The following is a 24,054-nucleotide window of genomic DNA, read 5'->3' as shown; positions in this document are numbered from 1 at the left end:
ACAAGTACCTCCTCATTCTCAAGCGTCAACACGTAGCATAACGACTTCAACTAACTTCGCTATCCGCTCTTTCGCATGTATTATAGTCTCTCCATGGACTGCAAAATAAACCTTGATCTTCGGTTCTGTTCCTGATGGTCTTAAACAGAACCAAGAGCCATCTTCCAGCATGTACTTCAGTACATTTTCTTTCGGAAGTCCATTAAGACCTAATGAGTAATCCAGCACTTCCTGCACTCGAACTCCCCCAATCTCAACCGGAGGCTGATTACGCCAAGCTACCATTGTGGATTGAATTTGTGCAAGTCCATCCTTACCTTTTAACGTGCGCGATTCCAATTGCTCTTGGTAATATCCGAATTGCTCATACAGCTCTTCCAATACTTCGTATAACGTCTTACCTTGACCTTTATAGTAAGCACCCGCTTCAGCAATCAGCATCGAAGCAAGCACCGCATCTTTATCCCTAGCATAATTCCCCGCGAGATAACCATAGCTTTCCTCATAACCGAATAAATACGTATATTGACCAGTCTCTTCATATTCAGTCATTCGCTCACCAATATATTTGAATCCAGTCAGTGTATTCACAACTTCCACTCCGTAGTGGCGTGCAATGGTTGCGCCCATCTCGCTTGTCACGATCGTCTTCACTACGACGCCATTGTCAGGGAGCTGTCCCGCTTCCTTCAATTGGCTCAGTAAATAATGAATCATGATCGCCCCAGATTGATTGCCTGAGAGCACGACGAATTCACCATTTCGATCTTGAACAACAGCACCCATGCGATCACAATCCGGATCCGTTCCAATGAGTATATCTGCATTCAACTCTCGCCCTAACTTCATAGCTAATGTAAAAGCTTCACGTTCTTCAGGGTTAGGAGATTTAACCGTTGAGAATTCTGCATCGGGTTGCTCTTGTTCCGGAACGACATGAACATCGGTAAATCCAATCGACTCTAGCGTCTTCCGTACAGGTATGTTACCTGTGCCGTGTAACGGGGTATAGACGATACAGAAATCTTTACTTAATGAAGAACGTATAAGATCCGCATTCACACTTTGCTGAGCAACTGTACGGACAAATGTATCATCATCCGCTTCACCAAGCCATACTAACAAACCTTGTTCTTCAGCTTCCGCTTGGGTCATTCTCTTCACATCTGCGAAAGAGCCTACCTCTTGAATGCTACGAATGACATGCTCTGCTTCATGTGGAATAAGCTGTCCACCTTGTGCATTGTACACTTTATATCCGTTATACTCTGGTGGATTATGGCTTGCAGTAATAACAATACCACCGGTCGCTCCCAAATCACGCACACTAAAGGACAACTGAGGTGTCGTTCTTAAAGATGGGAATAACTTAGCAACTATCCCATTACCCGCAAGTACAAGTGCAGCTTCCAGCGCAAACTCAGGTGAGAAATGGCGAGAATCATGTGCGATAACAACAGATGGTTTATCCTTTGTCTGATCATGACTACTTACTATAAATTGTGCGAAACCTTGTGTTGCTTTACCAATCGTATAACGATTCATTCGATTGCTACCTGCACCTATAACACCTCTAAGTCCCCCCGTACCGAACTCCAAATCCTTGTAAAAGCGATCCTCTAGCTCTGTTGGGTCCTGCTCTAAACTCCGAAGTTCCTGTTTCGTTTCCTCGTCAATGGAAGAATCCTGAAGCCATTTCTGAATATTATTAATAGATGTTTGAGTTAATTGAGTCATCATGAAATCCCCTTTCGTTTCAACCTCATTGATTATAAACTTATGATTACGATTTAGTTGGATCGGATAAAGCAAACATAATCTCGCCTTCTGCTACAACTTTGCCATCAACCGAAGCTTTGGCATGACCTTTACCGATGCTGCCCTTTAATCTGGTAATTTCAACTTCTAGTCTCAACGTGTCGCCCGGTACAACTTGCCCACGGAAACGAAAATTATCAAGTCCCGCTAGAAATCCGATCTTGCCCTTATTGCTCTCCACATTCAAAATAGCGACAGCTCCTACTTGAGCCAACGCTTCTGTAATAAGAACACCTGGCATGACCGGGTACCCTGGGAAATGTCCTGTGAAAAATGGTTCGTTGATCGTCACATTCTTAATTCCTACCGCCCGCTTACCCTCCTCGATCTCTATAATACGATCAACAAGTAGAAATGGTGGTCTATGAGGTATGATCTCTTGAATTTGATTCACATTTAACACAAACAAAACTCCCTTCGAATAACATTATTGTGTAACGGCTATACTATGTAATATCCTTCATATTCTGCAGAATGTGGAGGTTCAGATAAGGAGCTTTCTTACGCTAGGCAATTACTGCCTACTGGGGAGAGCTCTTTTGTCCTTAGTCCTCAACCATTATACATTTATCAGCCCAAGAAAACCACCTTTCGAACCAATAAGCCACCTCTTGAACGCCCATAATTTGGTATTTTATACAGTGGACTATTACTAGCGACGGTAGCATAATTAGCATTGCCATACGATTCTTTCTAAATCTGCGTTCAAATAGAACAGCAAAGACGGGTACCGTCCTTTTACAAGGATGGCACCCGTCTCTGTAGGAACATAAGGTATAGAGTGTCCAATGTAACTTATGCTTTCTTTACTTATGATGGGGCAAAAACAAGATCTAATACATGCTTCCAAGTTTCCCAATGAAATACTTCATCGATACTACGCTTACCGAAAACAACATACCCTACAATCATCCCGCCCATTAAGCCTATCAGTAGAAATACTGGCACCAAGCACCGTAGAACAATTCTCCATGCAGGCGTTTTGGACTTGGCACCCTTTGTAGTCTTGGTGAGTTCATCAGCTTTACTCATGGATATCGCCACCTATCCTCGCATATTGTTTGCAAGGTTCATCATCGTATCACTTGATGTTAATGCACGTGACATCAGCTGATATGCCCTTTGAACTTGAATCATCTCTGTCAACTCAACAGTCAGATCCACATTAGATTTCTCTAAATGTCCTGATAGTAAAACTACCCCCTCAGGCGCATTCTCAACAGCACCGTCTGCCGATGTTCCAAATACATCTACTGCTGTTACACCATTCGCTAGAACAAACTTATTCCCATCTATTTGAACCAATCCTTCAGGTCTTGCTGGCTCAACTACATAAATCTTCCCAGCCAGTTCTCTATCCATTGTGCCATTCGGTATCGTCCATACATTTCCTTTATCATCAATAGCGACCTTCGCATCGGTTGGAACTTTGATCGGGGCTGGATCAGCTTCTCTGCTAAGGACCTTATCACCCTCGTTATTCACCAAGAGCATAGAAGACGCATCTTCTGGATCAGGAACGAAATGAAAAGCCCCTTCACGTGTGTAGGCAATATTTCCGTTGCTCTCTACTGCAATTAACCCATTCCCTTGAATAGCAATATCCGTTGGAATACCCGTCTCCTCCAAAGGTCCTTGCTCCCAGTTCGCAGCAACAGAAGCAGGCTTAATACCGTACCCTACATTATAACCCATCGGCGTAGCCCGATCTGTGCTCTTAAAGTCTTTATGTTGCTGTTGTATCGTAGTGAGCACGTCTTCGAAAGAATTCTCTTTACGTTTATACCCAACTGTGTCCATATTGGCAATGTTGTCTGCAATGACGTCAAGTCTTGACTGCAGACTATTCATAGACACCATAGCGCTAATTGCGGAGTTGTTCATCGTGTGACCTCCCGAAAGCTTTACGAAGTAAAGCTACTTCGTAAGCATATACCAAGCTTTACGAAGTAAAGCTACCTCGTAAGCATATACTATATTCTGCCGATTTCGTTCACGGCCTTTTCCAAACTTCTATCATAAAACTGAATGACCTTCTGGTTCGCTTCATAAGCACGCGCGGCTATATTCATTTCTATTACTGATTGGGCTGAGTCTACGTTGGACCGTTCTAAATACCCTTGACGCACAGTAACATTATCGTCTTCTGCAATGAAACGAACATCCGCCGCTTCTAGATTATCTATCCGGTAGACGCCATTTCCTTCTCTTACCATTTCATAAGGATTATTAACTACGCTAATGGCTAAAGTTACCCCAGTCTCTTCACCCGTATCGGTATTTATTATTCTACCTTGCCCATCTATCTTAAGTTGTTCAATCGTCCCATTTACGATGATCGGCTGATTATTGTTATCCATCACACTGAATCCGGTAGATGACAGAAGCTGACCAGCAGCATTCACTGTGAAGCTCCCATTACTAGTGTACCTAGTCTGTCCTTCATTATCCTGTATGGTAAAAAAAGCTTGTGACTGAAACATGATATTGCCTTCTCCATCCACATATTTACCATTATCATCGAATGCTATAGGTTGTCCCGTAGCAGGGTCATTCATTTGTAGATTAGATACAAGTGCAAAATCTGTTGGATTGTCACTCTGTGTCACATCTCCCTGTAAGAACATTGAGAGACTTTCCTCCATAAACACTCCTGTATTCAGCTTACCTAACTTGCGATTGCTAATATTAGGATCCCCGCCTTGGATGGACACAAGCGCTTCCGGAAAAGAACGTGCAGCCGTATTTACTTGTTTGTATCCCGGCGTATTAATATTCGCTATGTTCTGTACTACTGTATCATGTCTGCGTTGTTGCGTCAGCATACCCGCAGCAGCCGTATAGAGTCCTCTTAACATAAGGTTGCCCTCCTTTGATTACTTCTTAATATTTATCGGTTAGTTAGAAGCTTTTCTTAATAACCCGATCTAAATTGTCGAGCATAATGCCGGTTCCCTTCACAACACAGTGCATAGGATCTTCGGCTATTAGTACTGGAACATGTAGCTCATCGGACAATAATTCATCTAATCCGTTCAATAATGCGCCTCCACCTGTGAGGATCACTCCACGATCAATAATGTCTGCTGACAACTCTGGAGGTGTTCGTTCTAATACGGATTTCGCTGACAACACAATAGCCATTATCGGATCAAATAACGCCTCTTGCACTTCATTTGAATAAATAGTAACTGTCAAAGGAAGTCCTGTGACCATATCTCGCCCACGAATATCCATCTCAGCCTTAGTTCCACCTGGACGCACAGATCCAATATTCACCTTGATATCTTCAGCCGTACGTTCCCCTATAAGGAGCTTATATTTATTCTTTATGTACTTAGAGATAGCTTCGTCGAACTTGTCCCCTGCTACTTTAAGAGAAGAAGCGGTAACGACGTCGCCCATAGAAATCACTGCGACATCTGTCGTTCCGCCACCGATATCGATAACCATGTTACCACTCGGTTCATATATATTCATACCGGCACCAATTGCTGCCGCTTTAGGCTCTTCTTCTAAGTATACCTCTTTAGCTCCGCTATGTTCAGCAGCTTCTCGAATAGACTTTTGTTCCACAGATGTAATATCCGTTGGGGTACAAATGAGGATACGAGGGCGACTATACCAATTACGCCCCCCTACACTGTCGATGAAATATTTCAGCATCATTTCTGTCACTGCAAAGTCAGCAATGACTCCATCACGCAATGGACGAATCGCAATAATATTGCCCGGAGTACGTCCAATCATGCGACGTGCATCTTCACCCACAGCAAGAACCTTTTTGGTATCCCTTTCAATAGCAACAACCGAAGGTTCGTTTAATACAACGCCCCTCCCCTTAACGTGAATGAGCACATTTGCCGTGCCGAGATCTATTCCAATATCCTTACTTAACATCATGAAAGGGCCCCCAAAGTGTTATTTTATGGTGAATAGAGATGTCTAACGTGTCTATCTTCTGCATTCGACAATAAGCTACAATATCCCTGCATTCTCGAATACTTTATGATTACACAATTCGACTCCATACCATCTTTTAACATATCATACTTCAGGGGGAGTATTCAACGGGAATTGTCAGTATTCTAATAAACTTAAGACTTTGCTGTGCCTACTGTCTCTCTTTTTTTACTGTTTGTTTTCTTATACTTAATTTTCGTGGCTTCTCCTCCTCTAAGATGGCGGATAGATTTGTGGTACTCGAGAATATTCTTGACTTGATCCGCTAGCTCAGGATTAATTTCTGGCAGCCGTTCCGTTAAATCTTTATGCACTGTGCTTTTCGATACGCCAAACTCCTTGGCAATGGTTCGGACCGTGTTCCTAGTCTCCACGATACAACGTCCAATCTTAATGGTCCGTTCCTTAATGTAATCGTGCACGCCCCCGCCTCCCTACTGTGGATGGTTTGGTACATTATATGAGGGGCGTGCCCATATATTCGCAGTTTAGAAACATGACAAGCTTCATTATGCTCATTTATTTTGTGGACATGTTGTGTTTAAGGGGGGTGAAGGGAGATTAGATACCCGTTATATAGCTATTCAGCGAGCCTACCCTACATACTCCCCCAGATCTTCAACTAATCATCTCCCCACTTCCACATTTCCCAATTAAGTTTCCTTTTTTCACAAAACACACTTAAATAAATAGCCCAGAACAAGAGAAAGACACCCCTCGGGGTGTCCGTTAGTTATACTGTCCTAACAAGAAAAAGGGATAGGTATGTAGCTCATACCCATCCCTTTCTGTGCATTATAGTAACCTCTTCATCCAATCCACCGTTAAGAGTTCTGATTACTTCGGAGGAAGTAATTCTGCTGGGTTGACTAAGTTCCCCTTGCTATAGACTTCGAAATGCACGTGGTTACCGAGATCACTTTCCATCTCGCAGCGTCCGGCGCTCGCAAGTGTGTGCCCTTGAGTAACCTCATCACCAATCTTCACTTTAGCGTCGGTTACGCTTTGGTATACGGTCTTCAAATCTCCAGAATGAGTAACTTCCACAACGGTTCCCATTAACGGATGCATCTTCACTTCGGTGACCTTACCACTAAGCGCTGCTTTTACTTCGAACGAGCTGTTATCTTCACGAGCTAGATCAATACCATTGTTCGTTACAGAAATATCATTGTATTGAACCATAGCTTCTAGATGATTCTCCTTGGTACCGGCTGGATCATAAAATGGTTTCACAACATTGACTTCTTGGGCGTTAGCTACTGGCCATGTCATACTTTCTGCTTTTGCAAGAACTTCTAGTGCTTCAGGATCTACCATATCCGTATTCGCGGGCCCAATCACTTGAGAGACTGTGTTCCCTGAACCATTAGTGAGGTCTGAAGTAAGTGATTTCTGACTGGCATCCTGATAGACCCACACTAAGGTTAGTATAATTGCTGCTGCGGCCATGTAGGCTGCCGGATAAACCCACCTTTTCGACAACAGTTTCTTCCATGCAGACGGTTCATTAACCGGTGCTCCTTTAAATGGTTTAGGAGTTTCTCCATGGTTTTGATCTTTGTTTTGTTCATTCATTGTTATCACCTCTGTAACCATTGTTACCGAGATGAACTCTTTTATACCTTCTCTATATATTATTTTTTGGCGAGTAGTTTAGTAACTTGTTGGAATTCTATCCCCGTATAGTAGTGTTCGAGAATCTGAGTAGCTGTATATCCTTCTTGAGCCATCCCATTCGCTCCCCACTGACTCATTCCTACGCCATGCCCGTTACCATACGTGGTAATCACAATATCATTCCCAGAATCCACCCAAGAGAATTGGCTTGAGCGTAGTCCGAGCTTCTCTCGAACTTCACGACCACTAAACATAACACCACCAATACTCAGTTCTTTTATACGGTTTCCTTGAGTAGTTGAGAGTATATGAATAAGAGAGTCCAGAGAATACTCTCCTTGTTTGTTCTTCAATGTGGCTGTAGCTAGCTTGTTTAGTCCCATTTGATTCAGAAATTTCTCCTTGCTTAACTTGACAGTATCTTTATAGTGCGGGGCTATTTCGATATCCCAAGGGCTTGATACACTGCGCAAATAAGGAATAGTAGTCTGCCAGTAATCTTCTGAATTCTCAGTATATCCATTACTAGTAGAAAAAAAGGTTGCAGTGATCGGCTTTCCTTTATACGTCATAACTATGTTACGACTTTCCAACACTGCACGCTGTACATTGGCCAACTGGGCGGCCTTCCCCTGGCTCTTCCACTCTGTCTCAAGTGTCTGCAGGGACAGATATGCTTGATGAGAGACTGTATCGGTGACATCTGCTCCTTCTACAGGAACACCACTCGTATCATTCGTTAATAGTCGTTGCACGATATAGGTACGAGCAGCCGTGGCCTGTGCCTTTAGTGATTCGAATGCAAAATCAGCAGGCATCTCTGCTGCAACAACACCTCTTACGTAGTCTTCAAGCGGAAGAGTCTCGATCTGACCCAGCTTAGTTAGATATACCGACACCTGAGGCTCCTCCTGCTCTGCTTCTGCAATCAAGCCGGACAGCGCTTCTTCTGGCAGTGGTGGAACGGATACTGGAGGGTTATGATGTACATTCACGATCAACACGGGAAGAAGCATCGCCATAACTAGTAATCCTCCCACTGCTAATAAGATCGGAGGGATTCGCCACTTGATGGGGTTAGTCGTGCGCCGACCGAAACCTCGACGCGTAGCACGCTTACGACGGGCGTTAACTCCCCTTGTAGGGGCGAGTCGCGACGCCGCTTTCGCATCAGTGACATCAGGAACAAGGTGCGACAGGGGTGGCTCGGGCGCGACATCAAAGGCAGGCTGCGATAGGCCCGGTGTGGGCGGTAGATGCGCAGTGTCGCACGATTCGACAACGTTCGCGGATGATGATCGATGCGACATTACAGGTGACGCTGAGACTGATGGGGCGACACTCTCAGATTGTGATAACGACGGGTCGAGCGATGCTATCGTCGACGAAATGTTACATAACGATGCAGGTATCTGCGATAGATTGTCTGGCTCCATCGGGCTGCTCGTTTGCTGATCTTGCTCTTTCATATAACGATAAACCTCCGTTCTCTACATCGACATGCCTACGATTTCTTGTTCTATCTATCTTATACATATGAATCCGAAAGATATGATAGAACCATTTAGTAGAATGAAGATTTACCATTAATGCTAGAACGGATAGTTCCATATCCCTTCAGGCTGATCTCCAACAGCTGCAGAAAGTACATCTAATTCCATCCTATTCGCTCAAATGGTAACTTTAGTTGTACAACCTACATCTAGTTACTCGATAAACCCTACTTTTTACGATTTTCCTTATTTTAAGTGTAACTAATGCAACTATTTCCTTCTCCTCCCACCTTTTCTGCCAAATAGGTGTGCTTTTTACAACTATTCGGCAATTACGGCGGTTGATGAGTCGTTCCCCAACTTTGCTGCAATCGCGATGGATTAGACGTATGGGCGTTCAACCGCAATCATAAAAATCAAAAAAGACCAAAAGATCAACCCGATTGGGCTCTTCTTTTGGTCTTTTTCATAACATAGATTATATAATATTTCATTCTAGTATTAGGTCTTCGCTTGAAGTCTCGTTATCTAGACCCAGGTTGGCTGAGTGGAGAAACGTTTCACTTCATCTTTCACTTTATGCGAAACAGCCTTAGCCTTCGACGGCTCCAATGTAGACTCCTTTGAATGCTCATCCAAGCTAATTCGCCAAATATCAGCACCCAACTTGGATAACTTCTCAGCTAAGTTCACATATCCACGATCAATATGATGCACACCACTAACCTCAGTTGTACCATTAGCTACAAGCCCAAGCAAAATTAATGCTGCACCTGCGCGAAGATCAGTTGCACATACTTTAGCACCATTTAGTTTAGCTCGCCCTGTAATAATGGCTGATCGACCTTCAACTTTAATCTCAGCGTTCATATGTTGAAATTCATCCACATGCATGAAGCGATTCTCGAATACCGTCTCCGTTACGACACTGGTTCCTTCTGATACAAGTAATAAGGACATCATCTGAGACTGCATATCTGTAGGAAACCCAGGATAAGGTAGCGTCTTAATATCCACTGAACGTAAAGGATGATTCGCAGTAACACGAATACCATTCTCGTCCGGTACAATCTTCACTCCCATTTCTTCCATCTTGGAAATGACAGGACCTAAATGATCCGCGATTGCACCTTCAACGTATACATCCCCGCCCGTAATCGCTGCAGCCACCATATATGTACCTGCTTCTACCCGGTCAGGAATAACAGTGTGCTTGACACCATGCATTTTGTCGACACCTTCAATACGAATGATCCCTGTACCAGCACCGCGAACTTTGGCACCCATACTGTTCAAATAATTCGCTAAATCGACAATTTCCGGCTCTTTTGCTGCATTCTCTATCGTCGTAATACCCTCAGCCAGAGTTGCGGCCATCATAATATTCTCAGTTGCTCCTACACTTGCAACATCCAAATAAATTTTGGCTCCACGCAGTCTACCGTTACTTTTTGCTTCAATGAAACCTTGACCAAGACTAATCTCTGCACCAAGAGCTTCGAATCCCTTCAAATGCTGATCAATTGGTCGTGTACCTATGGCACAGCCGCCCGGTAATGAAATTCGAGTGTGACCCATACGCGCCAACAATGGACCCATCACTAAGAATGAAGCTCGCATTTTACGCACATACTCATAAGGCGCCTCACAGGTTGCTATTTTCTCTGCATTCACTCGCAATACTTCGTTGTCATAGCTTACTTTCACACCAAGCGATTCCAATACTTTACTAATTGTCATCACATCGTCAAGAGGCGGGGCATCGTAAATGGTGCTTTCCCCTTCTTCCCCAAGTATAGAGGCAGCGATGATCGGAAGAACTGAATTTTTGGCTCCACTAATTTTAACATTTCCGATCAATCTATTGCCACCGCGGACGATAAATTTGCTCATCATGATTCCCTCCGCGTCCGTAATTTTCATCTTTATTAATAAGGCTTAATAAAATCACTCTTAAATTCCCAACTTTCATCATAGCATTGATTTTTTGACGTGTACAAGCCTTTTTTATAATTTCATCTTAAGAATTAGATTTATTATTCAAGTTAGTTATATCATTATGTTGAAAGTTCACAATTGGTTCTAAGAAATAGTTAGACTTATTCCCCATTGTTTACATAATGATATGTTATTATTCGACACTAACGAAAGATTAAAACATGTATTTGATCATTTGGCTCCAGTTTAGATAATCAATAATAAATCCCGCCACAAAATGACCCAAAACAATCGCCAAAAGTACTTGTAACAACTTCCCTTGAGTTCCCAGTGGATTACGAATGAATAAATCTAATTTCAAATTCTGCAATGCCCACCATGATATCCAAATACAAATAAGCGATACAATAATGGAGACAAGTCCACTCACGCCCACTGCCCCAGAGACTGCACTTGATATACTTTGATTCATAACAATTCATCTTATCCTTTCCGGTTACAGTTCAACGCTTTAACCCGACTCTACTATCATACTTTCCTTATGCAAAAGAATCCACTTTTGTAATCGCTTTAATTGTTTCTTTTGAAAATAAAGTTGTTACTCAACCTTGTCTGCACGATGGAATACCAAGCCAAGTGTCCAATACGATCGTGCTTAACATTCCATCGTGCACAAAAACAGCCAGGCCTAAGTAGCTGACTGTTTTTGTGTATAGTAATTATTTATTAATATGAGAATGTACTTTAATCCGATTCATTGCTTTCTTCAGGGAAAGCTCTGCACGGGCGAAGTCAATATCAGCTTGATTACGCTTCTTAGCACCAATACGACGTTCTGCACGTTCTTTGGCAGCCATTGCACGTTCCACGTCGATCTCTTGCTCGAGCTCAGCGCTTTCGGCTAATACCACCACTTTATCTTTACGAACTTCCACAAATCCACCACTGATGGCTATGAAGGTATAATCTTGGCCTATTTTTATACTAATTGGCGCTACCTGTAGCGGAGTTATGAATGGAATATGCCCTGCTAAAATACCTATTTCCCCTTCGATTCCACGAACAGTCAAGCCATCGACCTCACCAGAGTAGGCTAAATGATCTGGTGTGACGATTTCCAGTAAAAAGGTGCTCATTTGTTCTCCTCCTTAAAGCTATTCGAAGAATAGCTTACTACGAAAGCATGTGCTGAGCTATTCGAAGAATAGCTTACTACGAAAGCATATGCAGCTTAAAGTGTCTTCGCTTTTTCAACTGCTTCTTCAATCGATCCTACGTAAAGGAATGCTAACTCTGGAAGATGGTCATGCTTACCTTCGAGAATTTCCTTAAAGCTACGAATAGTGTCTTTAACAGGAACATATTTACCTGCGAACCCGGTGAACTGTTCAGCCACGTGGAATGGTTGAGACAAGAAACGTTGAATTCTACGTGCACGAGAAACGATTATTTTATCGTCTTCACCCAATTCATCCATACCCAGAATGGCGATAATATCTTGAAGCTCATTATAACGAGCTAGAATCTGTTTCACACCTTGGGCTACGTTGTAATGTTCTTCACCTACAATTTCTGGAGCTAGAATCCGTGAACTGGATGCTAATGGATCTACCGCTGGATAAATCCCCATTTCCGAAATTTTACGTTCCAAGTTCGTTGTTGCATCCAAGTGAGCAAATGTCGTAGCTGGAGCTGGATCTGTATAGTCATCCGCAGGTACGTAAATGGCTTGAATGGAAGTAACTGAACCTTTCTTCGTAGAAGTAATACGTTCTTGTAATTGACCCATTTCTGTCGCCAATGTTGGTTGATAACCAACCGCTGATGGCATACGACCAAGTAGTGCCGACACTTCGGAACCTGCTTGTGTGAAACGGAATATGTTATCAATAAACAACAGAACATCCTTGCCTTCTTCATCACGGAAATATTCTGCCATTGTTAGTCCTGTTAACGCTACACGAAGACGTGCGCCTGGAGGCTCGTTCATCTGACCGAATACCATCGCTGTTTTCTTAATAACGCCTGATTCCGTCATTTCATGATACAAGTCATTACCTTCACGTGTACGTTCACCAACACCCGCGAACACAGAAATACCACCATGTTCTTGAGCGATATTGTTAATTAATTCTTGAATAGCAACTGTTTTACCAACACCGGCACCACCAAAGAGTCCAATTTTACCACCCTTTTGATATGGTGCGAGAAGGTCGATTACTTTGATTCCTGTCTCAAGCATCTCAGCTTGCGTTGACAGTTCATCATATTTAGGAGCTTCACGGTGGATAGGTCTCTTAATTTCAGTAACAACTTCACCAACTTGGTCGATAGGCTCTCCCAATACATTAAATACACGACCCAATGTTTCTGGACCTACAGGTACTGTTATGGAAGTTCCTAGATCTAGAGCTTCCGTTCCACGTACCAATCCATCTGTACTGGACATGGCGATACAACGTACTCTATTGTCACCTAAATGATTAGATACTTCCAAAGTCAGGTCAATCGATCTATTATCCGATAAGACCGTCTGAATCTTAATCGCATTGTAGATTGCTGGCAGTTGACCTCTGTCAAATTCAATGTCAACAACCGCACCCATAATGCTGACTACGCGTCCTTTATTCATCTTTTTGTTCCCCTCCTACAAGTATGCTTCAACCATTAATCTTAAGACTGTGAGTCTGCTCCTGCCACAATCTCGGAAATTTCCTGCGTAATCGCTGCTTGGCGGGCACGGTTATAAATCAACTGTAAATCACCAATCATCTTGGTAGCATTCTTAGTCGCACTACCCATGGCCGTCATCTTCGATCCCAATTCACTTGCTTTTCCGTCCAACAGGGCACCAAAGATTAGTGTCTCTGCATATTTAGGCAAAAGCACTTCCAAAACAAAACTTGCAGAAGGTTCGTATTCGTACGGATCTGTATCCGAATTTGTATGAACTGTTTCCATTGGCAATAGTTGTACCGTTTCAGGTATCTGTGTCAAAGCATTAATGAATCGATTATAGCAGATATGAAGTTCATCAATATCGCCCCGTTCAAAACGTTGAACCGCTGTATATGCGATGGATTTAATATCTGCGAAACTAGGGGTATCCGACAAGTCCATGAGTTCATCGACAATAGGAAGCTCCCTACGGCGGAAATATTCACGTCCTTTTCGACCTATGACGTATATTTCATACTCATCCTTCGACTTGTGATTCTCAGCAATAGTTGTCATTACTTTTTTCAGAATATTCGTATTATATCCACCCGCAAGACCGCGATCTGAAGTGATAACTAAATACCCTGTTTTTTTGACTGGTCTCGTCTCAAACATCGGATGGCTAATTTCTTCCGAACTAGAAGCAATACTAAACACCAATTCTTTAAGCTTCTCCGCGTAAGGTCGGGCTGCGGTTGCCTTCTCCTGCGCTCTTCTTAGCTTAGAAGCGGCTACCATTTCCATTGCCTTCGTGATTTGCTTGGTGCTTTGTACACTCTTGATTTGACGTTTGATATCACGTAATCCTCTTGCCATGTTTTCACCACCTTAAAGTTTTGACGGAGTCAAAACTAGCATCGTAAGCGTTAACTTAGTTTTGACGGAGTCAAAACTAGCATCGTAAGCCTTGTTATTTTTAAAATATAAGAAAGTACAAGTTTCACTTCATACTCTATTTCTTATATTTCGGCAGAGATGGTTACCTTAAAGCGATACGAAGTATCGCTAGCATCGGAAGCATAAACTTCTTCAGAAGAACGGCCCAGCCATTTCAGCTTGTAAATAGTGATACCGAGCCTCCCGGCCCGGTCTATGGTCTATACTGATACCGAGAATCCCTTTTTGAATGTCTCAATAGTCTCTTTCAAAGCAGTCTCATTGTCAGCAACCAAGTCCTTCGTATCCGTAATAGATTGAAGAATTTCAGGTCTGTTACTTTCTACAAAAGCTATGAATTCCTTCTCGAAACGACGGATATCTACTACCGGAATATCATCCAAATGACCTCTTACTGCTGAGTACAAGCTAATGACCTGTTGCTCAACTTGGAGCGGCTCGTTGACACCCTGCTTAAGAATTTCCATCAATCTAGCACCGCGATTCAGACGTGCCAATGTCGACTTATCCAAATCCGATCCAAATTGGGAGAATGCTTGCAGCTCACGATATTGTGCAAGGTCAAGCTTCAAACTACCTGCGACTTTTTTCATCGCTTTGATTTGTGCTGAACCCCCTACACGGGATACCGAAATACCAACGTTAATTGCTGGGCGTTGACCCGAATAGAACAACTCTGATTCCAGAAAGATCTGTCCATCTGTAATCGAGATTACGTTCGTTGGAATATAAGCAGATACGTCTGAAGCTTGCGTCTCGATGAACGGCAATGCCGTCAAAGATCCTCCGCCCAAAGCATCACTTAATTTAGCTGCACGTTCTAGTAAGCGAGAATGAAGATAGAACACATCCCCTGGATAAGCTTCCCGACCTGGTGGGCGACGAAGTAACAAGGAAAGCTCACGATAAGCAGACGCTTGTTTCGTTAAGTCATCATAAATAATGAGCGCATGCTCACCTTTATACATGAAGTATTCACCCATCGCACAACCAGCATAAGGTGCAATGTAAAGTAGTGGTGACGGCTCTGATGCCGCTGCTGTAACAATAATTGTATATTCTAATGCACCATGGCGGCGTAGTGTTTCTACGACTTGAGCAACCGTAGATTGCTTCTGTCCAATAGCAACATAAATACATTTTACGCCATTACCCTTTTGGTTAATAATGGTATCAATAGCAATTTGGGTTTTACCTGTTTGACGATCTCCAATGATAAGTTCCCGTTGGCCACGTCCGATTGGTACCATCGCATCTATCGCTTTTATACCCGTTTGCATCGGTTCATGAACCGATTTACGATCAATAACGCCTGGTGCGCTGTTCTCTACTGGACGAAATTCTGTTGCTGCAATGGGTCCTTTACCATCCAATGGTTCGCCAAGCGCATTAACAACCCGTCCTAGCAATGCTTCACCCACTGGAACTTGCATAATTTGACCCGTACGTTTAACTTGGTCGCCCTCTTTAATCTCTGTGTAACGGCCTAGAATAACGACACCTACGTTACTCTCTTCCAAGTTGAGTACCAATCCGACAACACCATTGGAGAATTCCAAAAGCTCACCGGACATAGCATTCTCAAGCCCATGCACGCGTGCAATACCATCACTTACTTGAATGACAGTACCTACTTCAGCGACTTCAATGTCAGATTTATATTGTTCAATTTGACTTTTAATAAGTGAACTGATTTCTTCAGGTTTGATACTCAATATTTTCACCCCTATCTACTATGCTTGTCATTAAATGACTTTTCGAGACGTGCAAGCTTACTCGATATACTACCGTCATACAGCGTATCACCGATAACAACCTTCAATCCCCCGAGCAGGCTCTTGTCGACTATATTGTTCACACGAATCAACTTATGCGACAACTGGCCAAATTCAGCCGCTACCGCTTCTTTCTCATGCTCATTAAGCGCATAAGATGAATATACATCCGCATCGGCCATTCCCAGGCTATCGCCCTTTAACTTGACGTAGCTAGCTAAAAGGTCAGGTAATATATCAGTTCTCCGTCGTTTCACTAGTAGTTCCACGGTATTCATCACGGATTGTGACAGCTTGCCCTGAAGTGCACTATTAAGTGCATTCAATTTATCAGAATCGGAAATATTCGGTGTAGTGAAGAAGCGTTCAATCTCATCATTAGATTGAATGGCTCCTACGATCGCCTTCAATTCCTGTTCAACTTCAAGCGTTCCTTGTTCCAATGACGCCACTTCGAACAGTGCCTTTGCATACCGTTTAGCAACTACCGTATGGCGGCTCATGATTTGTCCCCTACCTCTTTGAGGTATTGATCCACGAGTTGTTCTTGTGTATTATCCATATTCACTTCTTTATTCAGCAATTTCGAGGCAATTTGTACGGAAATAGTACCAATTTCGCTTCGCAATGCTTCCACTGCCTTGTCCTTTTCACTTTCAATATCGCGTACAGCCTCAGACTTCAGACGTACCACGGCATTGCTAGCTTCTTCAAGGATCTGTTCAGCCTGTTTATTACTTGTCTTCTTAGATAGTTCTACGATATCATAAGCCTCTTTGCGAGCCTCTTGAAGAGCGATCTTCTGATCTTCTACATATTGTGTTGCCTCTTCACGTGTCGTTCTAGCATCTTCTAACTGATTCAAGACTAGCATACGACGCTTCTCCATGACATCAAATAGCTTACTGAAAGCAAATTTGCTTAATAGCCAATAAAGAAGTACGAATGAAAGAATTGTCAATAGCATGTTTTCCCATATAATATTCAATGATGTCACTCCTTTCCATTAGCGCGAAGTGCGATTCTAAACAAAAGGAAGGCGCGGATGACATCGCCCTCCCCGCCAAACCGTCTGTCTTTTATTAAGCAAATATAATCAAGAACGCGATTACCGTTGCAGCCAAAGGTACAACTTCTACGATACCTACACCGATAAACATCGTTGTTTGCAATGCACTCGTAGCTTCTGGTTGACGAGCAATTGATTCTACCGTTTTACTTACGATTATTGCGTTACCAAACCCTGCACTTATTGCCCCTACACCTACTGCGATTGCTGCTGCTAAAAATTCCATTATAAAATATCCTCCTTCAAATCTTCTTAGTATTTGTAAATTATAATATCTTCTGTAAAAGTAATCAGACACTCTGAAGTTACTTCACCGAAGTTAATTAATGCTCTTCATAAATCGTCATTTGAGCGATATACACCATCGTCAATATTACAAATATAAATGCTTGTAGCGCACCTATAAATACACTGAATCCCTGCCAAATTGCCATAAACGGAATGGATACAATCGAAAGTTTCAGAATAACCCCAATGAGTACCTCACCCGCAAAAATATTTGCGAACAAACGTATCGCTAATGCAAATGGTTTCGATAAATTCTCGATAATATTTAATGGCAGAAAAATCGGAGTTGGCTTGACGAAATGCTTCAAATAATGTCTCCAATCTGTTTTGAATCCTAAATAATTCATTAGGAAAAAGGTCGTTAGGGCAAGTCCAGCAGTAATATTGATGTCTGCCGTTGGAGACTTCCACCAGACAATCTCAGCATGTTCTCCCGGCGCCAAATTTCGAGTAGCCTCAATTACATAACCGAACAAGTTGTCTTGACTGGTATGTTCTGTAGCGATCATAAAGGGAAGTCCTAATATATTGGCTACTAAAACGAACAGAAATAACGTCAGCGCGAATGCTAGATAAGGTCTGCCCTTCTTCTCATCCATTGCCTTATTAATAATCCCTTGAACAAATTCCACAATCCATTCCACGAAATTCTGTATCTTGGAAGGATTCTCGACTGAAAGATTCCTCACTCCGAGCATCGCGAGTATAAAAACGATGGCAGCGGTCACAAAGAGCATAATAATTGCAGAGAAATCGAGTTGTAGTCCCCCCACAAGAATAATCGGTGAATCATGCATTAAAATGTTCCCCTCCTTTCAGATAAATGTTAGCTCTTCTTACTTACACTTCCATATATTGCTACAGGGATGGTCAATAACTGCGGTATGAATAGTCCAGCAATTGTTGCTCCAAGAGAAAAATGCTCAAACTTAATCGCAAACATGACTACTAGTATAGAAAAGCTTATTCGAGTCAGAAAGCCTAGACCAAATTGTCTCTTATTGCTTGATATTGATTGAACTGCATTACGAATTTTCATCGAAAGATAGCCTGTATTAACCAGACCGACTACTATACCTAGGACCATCCCCATTGTGACTGTTCGATATTCAGGAACTAAGGCCCATCCAACTAACAATGCTGACATCATCAGTAAAGATAACCTAGTGACTGTTCTTACAATGGAAATGGTATCATCCATTCTTTTCCCCCAAAATTTTTTTGATCAAAACGATAATGTTAGAGATTCCCAAAACTAGCCCAGAAATACTTCCGATCGCCATCCAATATTTAGGCCCTTCCCACAATCCCATCAACCATCTACTTATAAAAAAACCTATAAGAATATGCGTTGTAAGTAAGCCACCAGCTCCACTTATGTAAAGTGCCATAAACCACGGATTATCATTACGTTTTGGGTTCTCCATTACACTAATCCCAACCTATTTTACTGAATATTTTAAGGATTTGTCAATCAAACGTTTTCATCGCTTTAAAGCGAAAAAAGGCAGCTAATTTCTCTTCATAAATCTATAAACACCGCTAAAACCATACAGTTCTACTGTACACTAACCTACACATTATAAAATAACACATTTTTACTCATTTGTGAACATTGTGTGAAATTCTTCTGGGCGTTCGTTTTCCAAACCGAAATTGTGAAGAATCGCATTGACAATTCTTTCTGAAACTTTTCCATCTCCATATGGATTAGTCGCCTTACTCATGGCATCGTACACCTTCTGATCTGTTAACAGGGTTCTAGTCCGTTGATACACATTCTCCTCATCCGTCCCTACCAATTCAAGCGTTCCCGCTTGTATTCCTTCAGGACGTTCTGTCGTATCACGAAGCACAAGTACTGGTACGCCAAAGGATGGTGCTTCTTCCTGCAATCCTCCCGAATCACTCAGAATCAAATGGGTATGAGGATAAAAGTTGTGGAAATCTACCACATCCAACGGTGCAATGAGTTTAATCCGAGGATGATTCCCTAAAATCTCATGTGCTGGGCCCATCACTGCAGGACTCGGATGCACAGGATAGCAGATAACAACATCTTCGAATTCATCAGCAATCCTCTTCACTGCACGAAAAATATGACGGTGCGGTTCGCCTTGGGATTCCCTGCGATGCGCCGTCATTAAAATGAGTTTCTTACCTGACGCCCAGTCTAGCACAGGATGATTATATTCGGGGTGTACAGTATATTTAAACACATCTGTGACGGTATTGCCTGTGATATAAATGCTTGACTTTGACTTGTTTTCAGAAAGCAAGTTATTTGCAGACCATTTCGTAGGAGAAAAATGAAGGTCCGCAAGAACCCCTGTTAATTGGCGATTCATCTCCTCAGGGAAAGGGGACTGTTTGTTCCAAGTTCGCAGCCCGGCTTCCACATGTCCCACTTGAATCTGTTGCATAAATGCAGCGTAACTAGCTAGAAAGGTCGTCAAAGTATCACCGTGAACGAGTACAATATCCGGTTTAACCTCACGAAGTACAGGCTCAAGCCCTGCTAATACCCGAATTGAGATTTCATTCAATGTCTGACTTTCCTGCATAACATCCAGATCGTAATCAGGTTGGATCTTGAATACTTCCAACACCTGATCCAGCATTTGACGATGTTGTGCTGTTACGCAGACAATAGATTCAATTCGATCGGAGTGTTTCTGCAATTCAAGAATAAGCGGTGCCATCTTAATCGCTTCAGGACGAACTCCGAAGATCGTCATTACTTTAATCTTACTCATAGTTAAAGATACCTCTTTTCTAAAAGTACATGTTCAAAAAGTCGACTTTTAAGCACTAAAGTGCAAGCTTACGCTGCTGCGTTTCTTCGTGATCAAAAGATGACTTTTTGAACTTCCTCTAAAACTTACTTAGTACCGTATAAACGGTCTCCAGCATCCCCTAGTCCAGGGATAATATAACCAAGTTCATCCAAACGCTCGTCCATTGCAGCCACATAAATATCTACATCAGGATGAGCATCATGTACTGCCTTAACCCCTTCCGGAGCAGCGATTAGATTCATCATCTTAATTTGAGTACATCCACGTTTCTTCAGCACATCAATGGCTGCAATAGCAGATCCACCTGTTGCAAGCATCGGGTCAATAACAATCAACTCGCGCTCCGTAACATCGGTAGGAAGCTTCGTGTAGTATTCTACTGGTTGTAATGTGTCTGGATCGCGGAATAAACCGATATGACCCACTTTAGCTGCTGGAAGACATTTAAGAACACCATCTAGCATGCCCAATCCAGCACGTAGAATAGGAACGAGCCCTAACATACGCCCTGAAATGACGCGACTTTCTGTCTCAGCCACTGGCGTCTTTACTGTAACGGTTACCAGTGGAATATCTCTTGTAATTTCGTATGCCATTAGTGTTGCTACTTCATCAACTAGCTCCCTAAAGTCTTTAGTAGTAGTCTGCTCATCACGGATGAAAGTAAGCTTGTGTTGAATTAAAGGGTGATCACAAATCACCAATTTTCCTTTTCCCATGGTTCCCCTCCGGATCATTCGTTTGTTTTCATGTTGTAAATGTACATCAATATAGAAGTAGTGTATACAAACTTTGTTTATTATATCATTCTCCGAAATGATTTTGCACCCACATTGATTGAACTTCTAGTTACGGAGGTGTGAATAATTATGCCAAACACTATTACAGTAGGTGTTTATCTCCTTCCACAGCAACAATTTCAGCACTCTTACAGGCGGGACTGCATACTTGAGGTGGGGATTCCAATACTCTTGTAGGAAGCGTCACCTTACTTGAGGTGGGAATATTTGCATAATATATACTTGGACTCGTGTAGACTCGTGCCAATTCCTCTAATACCAATTTTAGTTGCTTGGAGTACATCTAGATTCGGACAAATCCCTCCAACACTAACTTTAGTTGCATAGAGTACATCTAGATTACTGGAAACCCTCGTTTTTCATCGTTCTCCCACTTTTAGTTGTAGTTTTGACAACTATTCCTCGCTTCCACGCCTTGCTTACTCAAATAAATGCAGTTTACACATCTATTCCTCCGTACGGTTTGCGCCGTTTCAGAATTACGTGGCTCTGGGGTTTATCTGTTTATCTATTCTACGTTTCTGCGCTTCTATGGTTTCACTATTGCGCGATTTCGGTCACTCGACTCCCGCCCTCTTTCGGATCGACCTTCTACTGAATTCTTTCTCTCCAGTCCCTTCGGCTACTTCCGTCCAATTCAGATCCTCTAGTACCAGTAGACGCAAAGTAGCCCCTCTTGTGCAAAAAGGGGCTACTCCACACTTATATTATTCTACCAAAAGCTACTATGCTTTATGCATGCCATAGCTTATTCTTAATATTTCAAATCAGGATATAGAGGGTATTGATCTGTAAGTGCAGTCACTCTTGCTGCCGCTTGAGCAAGTATTGCTTCATTCTCTGGATTCTTCAGAGTTAGAGCGATGATCTCACCGATTTCTACCATAGCCTTTTCATCCATACCACGCGTAGTCGCAGCTGGAGTACCAAGACGAATACCGCTAGTCACGAATGGACTTGTAGGATCGAATGGAATGGCATTCTTATTCACTGTGATTCCAATTGAATCTAGAACCTTCTCAGCTACTTTACCCGTAGTGTTCAGGCTGCGAGTATCAATCAATAACAAGTGGTTATCCGTACCACCAGATACGACGTTCAGGCCTTCGTTAACAAGCGTCTCAGCCAACACCTTAGCATTCTTAACTACGTTCTGAGCGTAAATCTTAAATGATGGATCCAATGCTTCTTTAAAAGCAACTGCCTTCGATGCGATAATATGCATCAAAGGTCCGCCTTGCGTTCCTGGGAATACCGCTTTATCAATCGCTTGCGCCCATGGTTTCTTACAAATAATCATCCCACCACGTGGACCACGAAGTGTTTTATGAGTGGTAGTCGTTACAAAGTGTGCGTGAGGTACCGGACTAGGATGAACCCCTCCCGCAACCAATCCAGCAATATGAGCCATATCCACCATGAACAGCGCACCTACATCGTTAGCAATAGAAGCTAGTGCTTCAAAGTCAATCGTACGTGGGTAAGCACTTGCGCCCGCTACAATTAAACGTGGACGGTGTTTAAATGCGATCTTACGAACTTCGTCATAATCAATTAGGAAAGAGTCCTCTTGTACGCCATAAGGAATGAAATTATACAATAGACCTGAAGCGTTAACCGGACTACCATGAGTCAAGTGTCCACCATGAGCAAGATTCATACCCAGTACTGTGTCTCCAGGATTTAGAACAGCCGTATAGACAGCCATATTCGCTTGAGCACCAGAGTGTGGTTGAACGTTAACATGCTCAGCACCGAACAATTCCTTCGCACGATCACGGGCGATATCTTCTACAATATCAACCCGTTCACAACCGCCATAAAATCTTTTGCCCGGATATCCCTCTGCATATTTATTCGTTAGTACGGAACCCATCGCTTCCATAACCGCTTCGCTCACAATATTCTCAGAAGCGATCAGTTCAATATTATTCCGTTGGCGCTTCAATTCTAGGTCCATAGCCTCTAATACCGCTGGGTCATAACTACGTAAATTTTCCATTTTTATATTCCTCCTAAAAGTTTTTGAGCGTTACCCCATGAATAGTCTTCGTAAAAACTCACATCGAAAGCATATACTTTAAGTTTTTGAGCGTAAACTTCCTGATTAGCTTCTAAAAAACTCACATCGGAAGCAAACTCTTTATGTTTTTGAGCGTTACCTCATAATTCATCTTCGTAAAAACTCACATCGAAAGCATATACTTTAAGTTTTTGAGCGTAAGCTAAAAGCATATTCTTTAAGTTTGTAATGCTTAATCACAAAGATTTGAGTTACTTTGTTGGCTGGAAGAAGCTTCTTCCATTCTATATTGTGCTCGTTCCCCACCAATCAGCCTCGGACGGGTATACGCAGCATTCACACGTGCCTGTCCTATATACCGAATACTTGGGCGAAAAGGTACAGCTACACGTCGAAGATGCATCCCGATCATCGTCTCACCGATATCTATTCCAGCGTGGGCCTCCACACTTTCAGCGAGGCACGGCTGTAACATTCTTCGATATGCAGCAGATGCCATGGAACCTCCCGCATGGGGATGTGGCACAGCAACAACCTCCGTTAAACGAAGTTGCTCAAGAAGAGTTCGCTCCATGACTAATGACCTATTCAAATGCTCGCAACACTGAAACACAACATGGAATCCCATCTCTTCGCGAATCTCTTCAATACCAAGAAGCAATTCATTCGCTATGTCCAAGGCTCCACCTGTACCAATATGACTTCCTATCACTTCACTTGTACTCACACCTACCACGAGCAGCTTCCCCGGCCCTAGATGGGCAACCTCCGCTATTTCACGCATGACTTGTGCGACTTGTTCTTTAAGAGATGTACCTGTGGATTGCGACCCTTGATCCATGAAGATAACCTCC

At 42.6% G+C, this 24,054-nt stretch carries 25 protein-coding genes; all 25 read right to left on the bottom strand.

All coding sequences use genetic code 11. The features are described from left to right. Positions 1-18: 18 nt before the first annotated feature. The 25 genes from AC1TO9_RS10130 to AC1TO9_RS10010 all read right to left on the bottom strand — a co-directional run bounded on the left by AC1TO9_RS10130 (position 19) and on the right by AC1TO9_RS10010 (position 24,041). A complete protein-coding gene (locus AC1TO9_RS10130) occupies positions 19-1,737 on the bottom strand; it encodes a phospho-sugar mutase (RefSeq protein WP_482059153.1) in 1,719 nt (572 codons plus the stop codon). 46 nt (positions 1,738-1,783) lie between these two features. After that, the gene (fabZ, locus tag AC1TO9_RS10125; RefSeq protein ID WP_482056555.1) at positions 1,784-2,221 is read right to left on the bottom strand and encodes a 3-hydroxyacyl-ACP dehydratase FabZ; all 438 of its coding nucleotides are present in this window, start codon (positions 2,219-2,221) and stop codon (positions 1,784-1,786) included. A 407-nt stretch (positions 2,222-2,628) separates the two neighbouring features. Beyond that, positions 2,629-2,850, bottom strand: coding sequence for a DNA-directed RNA polymerase subunit beta (locus AC1TO9_RS10120; RefSeq protein WP_482056554.1), 222 nt, complete (start codon positions 2,848-2,850; stop codon positions 2,629-2,631). A 12-nt stretch (positions 2,851-2,862) separates the two neighbouring features. Then, the gene (locus AC1TO9_RS10115) at positions 2,863-3,702 is read right to left on the bottom strand and encodes a flagellar hook-basal body protein (protein ID WP_482059056.1); all 840 of its coding nucleotides are present in this window, start codon (positions 3,700-3,702) and stop codon (positions 2,863-2,865) included. 89 nt (positions 3,703-3,791) lie between these two features. After that, a complete protein-coding gene (locus tag AC1TO9_RS10110; RefSeq protein WP_482059055.1) occupies positions 3,792-4,676 on the bottom strand; it encodes a flagellar hook-basal body protein in 885 nt (294 codons plus the stop codon). A 43-nt stretch (positions 4,677-4,719) separates the two neighbouring features. Beyond that, positions 4,720-5,718 (bottom strand): rod shape-determining protein MreB, encoded by a 999-nt coding sequence (gene mreB, locus AC1TO9_RS10105; RefSeq protein WP_482059152.1) that lies wholly within the window; start codon positions 5,716-5,718, stop codon positions 4,720-4,722. A 197-nt stretch (positions 5,719-5,915) separates the two neighbouring features. Then, the gene (gene spoIIID / locus AC1TO9_RS10100) at positions 5,916-6,203 is read right to left on the bottom strand and encodes a sporulation transcriptional regulator SpoIIID (RefSeq protein ID WP_482056551.1); all 288 of its coding nucleotides are present in this window, start codon (positions 6,201-6,203) and stop codon (positions 5,916-5,918) included. 415 nt (positions 6,204-6,618) lie between these two features. After that, entirely contained in the window at positions 6,619-7,359 is a 741-nt protein-coding gene (locus AC1TO9_RS10095; RefSeq protein ID WP_482056550.1) for a peptidoglycan DD-metalloendopeptidase family protein, read from the bottom strand. 59 nt (positions 7,360-7,418) lie between these two features. After that, positions 7,419-8,870 (bottom strand): stage II sporulation protein D, encoded by a 1,452-nt coding sequence (gene spoIID, locus AC1TO9_RS10090; protein ID WP_482059054.1) that lies wholly within the window; start codon positions 8,868-8,870, stop codon positions 7,419-7,421. Positions 8,871-9,422: 552 nt separating this feature from the next. Beyond that, positions 9,423-10,787, bottom strand: coding sequence for a UDP-N-acetylglucosamine 1-carboxyvinyltransferase (gene murA, locus AC1TO9_RS10085; RefSeq protein WP_482056659.1), 1,365 nt, complete (start codon positions 10,785-10,787; stop codon positions 9,423-9,425). Positions 10,788-11,046: 259 nt separating this feature from the next. Beyond that, positions 11,047-11,304, bottom strand: coding sequence for a DUF1146 family protein (locus AC1TO9_RS10080; protein ID WP_482056548.1), 258 nt, complete (start codon positions 11,302-11,304; stop codon positions 11,047-11,049). Positions 11,305-11,551: 247 nt separating this feature from the next. Beyond that, positions 11,552-11,968: a F0F1 ATP synthase subunit epsilon gene (locus tag AC1TO9_RS10075; RefSeq protein WP_482056547.1), complete on the bottom strand. Its 417-nt coding sequence runs from the start codon at positions 11,966-11,968 to the stop codon at positions 11,552-11,554. 95 nt (positions 11,969-12,063) lie between these two features. Further along, the gene (gene atpD, locus AC1TO9_RS10070) at positions 12,064-13,464 is read right to left on the bottom strand and encodes a F0F1 ATP synthase subunit beta (protein ID WP_482056546.1); all 1,401 of its coding nucleotides are present in this window, start codon (positions 13,462-13,464) and stop codon (positions 12,064-12,066) included. Positions 13,465-13,505: 41 nt separating this feature from the next. Further along, positions 13,506-14,366, bottom strand: coding sequence for an ATP synthase F1 subunit gamma (atpG, locus tag AC1TO9_RS10065; protein ID WP_482056545.1), 861 nt, complete (start codon positions 14,364-14,366; stop codon positions 13,506-13,508). A gap of 281 nt (positions 14,367-14,647) precedes the next feature. Next, positions 14,648-16,162, bottom strand: coding sequence for a F0F1 ATP synthase subunit alpha (gene atpA, locus AC1TO9_RS10060; protein ID WP_482056544.1), 1,515 nt, complete (start codon positions 16,160-16,162; stop codon positions 14,648-14,650). Positions 16,163-16,173: 11 nt separating this feature from the next. Further along, positions 16,174-16,725 (bottom strand): F0F1 ATP synthase subunit delta, encoded by a 552-nt coding sequence (locus AC1TO9_RS10055; RefSeq protein ID WP_482056543.1) that lies wholly within the window; start codon positions 16,723-16,725, stop codon positions 16,174-16,176. Then, positions 16,722-17,210: a F0F1 ATP synthase subunit B gene (gene atpF / locus AC1TO9_RS10050; protein WP_482056542.1), complete on the bottom strand. Its 489-nt coding sequence runs from the start codon at positions 17,208-17,210 to the stop codon at positions 16,722-16,724. The genes AC1TO9_RS10055 and atpF overlap by 4 nt, the downstream gene beginning before the upstream one ends. A 94-nt stretch (positions 17,211-17,304) precedes the next feature. Next, positions 17,305-17,517 (bottom strand): F0F1 ATP synthase subunit C, encoded by a 213-nt coding sequence (gene atpE / locus AC1TO9_RS10045; protein ID WP_482056541.1) that lies wholly within the window; start codon positions 17,515-17,517, stop codon positions 17,305-17,307. 97 nt (positions 17,518-17,614) lie between these two features. Further along, complete coding sequence (atpB, locus tag AC1TO9_RS10040; RefSeq protein WP_482056540.1) at positions 17,615-18,376, bottom strand: F0F1 ATP synthase subunit A; 762 nt, start codon at positions 18,374-18,376, stop codon at positions 17,615-17,617. A 29-nt stretch (positions 18,377-18,405) separates the two neighbouring features. Continuing rightward, positions 18,406-18,780 (bottom strand): ATP synthase subunit I, encoded by a 375-nt coding sequence (locus AC1TO9_RS10035; protein WP_482056539.1) that lies wholly within the window; start codon positions 18,778-18,780, stop codon positions 18,406-18,408. Next, complete coding sequence (locus AC1TO9_RS10030) at positions 18,773-19,006, bottom strand: AtpZ/AtpI family protein (RefSeq protein ID WP_482056538.1); 234 nt, start codon at positions 19,004-19,006, stop codon at positions 18,773-18,775. Before AC1TO9_RS10030 ends, AC1TO9_RS10035 begins: the two co-directional genes overlap by 8 nt. A 171-nt stretch (positions 19,007-19,177) precedes the next feature. Beyond that, positions 19,178-20,335 (bottom strand): non-hydrolyzing UDP-N-acetylglucosamine 2-epimerase, encoded by a 1,158-nt coding sequence (wecB, locus tag AC1TO9_RS10025; protein WP_482059053.1) that lies wholly within the window; start codon positions 20,333-20,335, stop codon positions 19,178-19,180. Between the two features lie 125 nt (positions 20,336-20,460). Then, positions 20,461-21,096 (bottom strand): uracil phosphoribosyltransferase, encoded by a 636-nt coding sequence (gene upp, locus AC1TO9_RS10020; RefSeq protein WP_482056536.1) that lies wholly within the window; start codon positions 21,094-21,096, stop codon positions 20,461-20,463. Between the two features lie 835 nt (positions 21,097-21,931). Next, positions 21,932-23,179, bottom strand: a complete 1,248-nt coding sequence (locus tag AC1TO9_RS10015) for a serine hydroxymethyltransferase (RefSeq protein WP_482056535.1) — start codon at positions 23,177-23,179, stop codon at positions 21,932-21,934. A gap of 253 nt (positions 23,180-23,432) precedes the next feature. Continuing rightward, positions 23,433-24,041 carry a TIGR01440 family protein gene (locus AC1TO9_RS10010; protein WP_482056534.1) on the bottom strand — a complete coding sequence of 203 codons (609 nt, stop codon included), beginning with the start codon at positions 24,039-24,041 and terminating at the stop codon, positions 23,433-23,435. Positions 24,042-24,054 lie beyond the last annotated feature (13 nt).

Source organism: Paenibacillus sp. Y916, assembly GCF_056786435.1.
The sequence above is the reverse complement of the archived record's forward strand: the minus strand, read 5'-3'. Positions and strand labels throughout refer to the sequence as shown.

Bases quoted from the DNA above. Each gene is read 5' to 3' on its own strand.
- AC1TO9_RS10080 (WP_482056548.1), bottom strand. From the start codon at position 11,304: ATGAATCAAAGTATATCAAGTGCAGTCTCTGGGGCAGTGGGCGTGAGT.
- atpG (WP_482056545.1), bottom strand. From the start codon at position 14,366: ATGGCAAGAGGATTACGTGATATCAAACGTCAAATCAAGAGTGTACAA.
- wecB (WP_482059053.1), bottom strand. From the start codon at position 20,335: ATGAGTAAGATTAAAGTAATGACGATCTTCGGAGTTCGTCCTGAAGCG.
- upp (WP_482056536.1), bottom strand. From the start codon at position 21,096: ATGGGAAAAGGAAAATTGGTGATTTGTGATCACCCTTTAATTCAACAC.
- murA (WP_482056659.1), bottom strand. From the start codon at position 10,787: ATGAGCAAATTTATCGTCCGCGGTGGCAATAGATTGATCGGAAATGTT.
- AC1TO9_RS10095 (WP_482056550.1), bottom strand. From the start codon at position 7,359: ATGAATGAACAAAACAAAGATCAAAACCATGGAGAAACTCCTAAACCA.
- atpE (WP_482056541.1), bottom strand. From the start codon at position 17,517: ATGGAATTTTTAGCAGCAGCAATCGCAGTAGGTGTAGGGGCAATAAGT.
- AC1TO9_RS10075 (WP_482056547.1), bottom strand. From the start codon at position 11,968: ATGAGCACCTTTTTACTGGAAATCGTCACACCAGATCATTTAGCCTAC.
- AC1TO9_RS10120 (WP_482056554.1), bottom strand. From the start codon at position 2,850: ATGAGTAAAGCTGATGAACTCACCAAGACTACAAAGGGTGCCAAGTCC.
- AC1TO9_RS10130 (WP_482059153.1), bottom strand. From the start codon at position 1,737: ATGACTCAATTAACTCAAACATCTATTAATAATATTCAGAAATGGCTT.
- mreB (WP_482059152.1), bottom strand. From the start codon at position 5,718: ATGTTAAGTAAGGATATTGGAATAGATCTCGGCACGGCAAATGTGCTC.
- AC1TO9_RS10015 (WP_482056535.1), bottom strand. From the start codon at position 23,179: ATGGAAAATTTACGTAGTTATGACCCAGCGGTATTAGAGGCTATGGAC.
- AC1TO9_RS10010 (WP_482056534.1), bottom strand. From the start codon at position 24,041: ATGGATCAAGGGTCGCAATCCACAGGTACATCTCTTAAAGAACAAGTC.
- AC1TO9_RS10110 (WP_482059055.1), bottom strand. From the start codon at position 4,676: ATGTTAAGAGGACTCTATACGGCTGCTGCGGGTATGCTGACGCAACAA.
- spoIID (WP_482059054.1), bottom strand. From the start codon at position 8,870: ATGAAAGAGCAAGATCAGCAAACGAGCAGCCCGATGGAGCCAGACAAT.
- atpD (WP_482056546.1), bottom strand. From the start codon at position 13,464: ATGAATAAAGGACGCGTAGTCAGCATTATGGGTGCGGTTGTTGACATT.
- atpB (WP_482056540.1), bottom strand. From the start codon at position 18,376: ATGCATGATTCACCGATTATTCTTGTGGGGGGACTACAACTCGATTTC.
- AC1TO9_RS10030 (WP_482056538.1), bottom strand. From the start codon at position 19,006: ATGGAGAACCCAAAACGTAATGATAATCCGTGGTTTATGGCACTTTAC.
- AC1TO9_RS10055 (WP_482056543.1), bottom strand. From the start codon at position 16,725: ATGAGCCGCCATACGGTAGTTGCTAAACGGTATGCAAAGGCACTGTTC.
- AC1TO9_RS10035 (WP_482056539.1), bottom strand. From the start codon at position 18,780: ATGGATGATACCATTTCCATTGTAAGAACAGTCACTAGGTTATCTTTA.
- AC1TO9_RS10115 (WP_482059056.1), bottom strand. From the start codon at position 3,702: ATGAACAACTCCGCAATTAGCGCTATGGTGTCTATGAATAGTCTGCAG.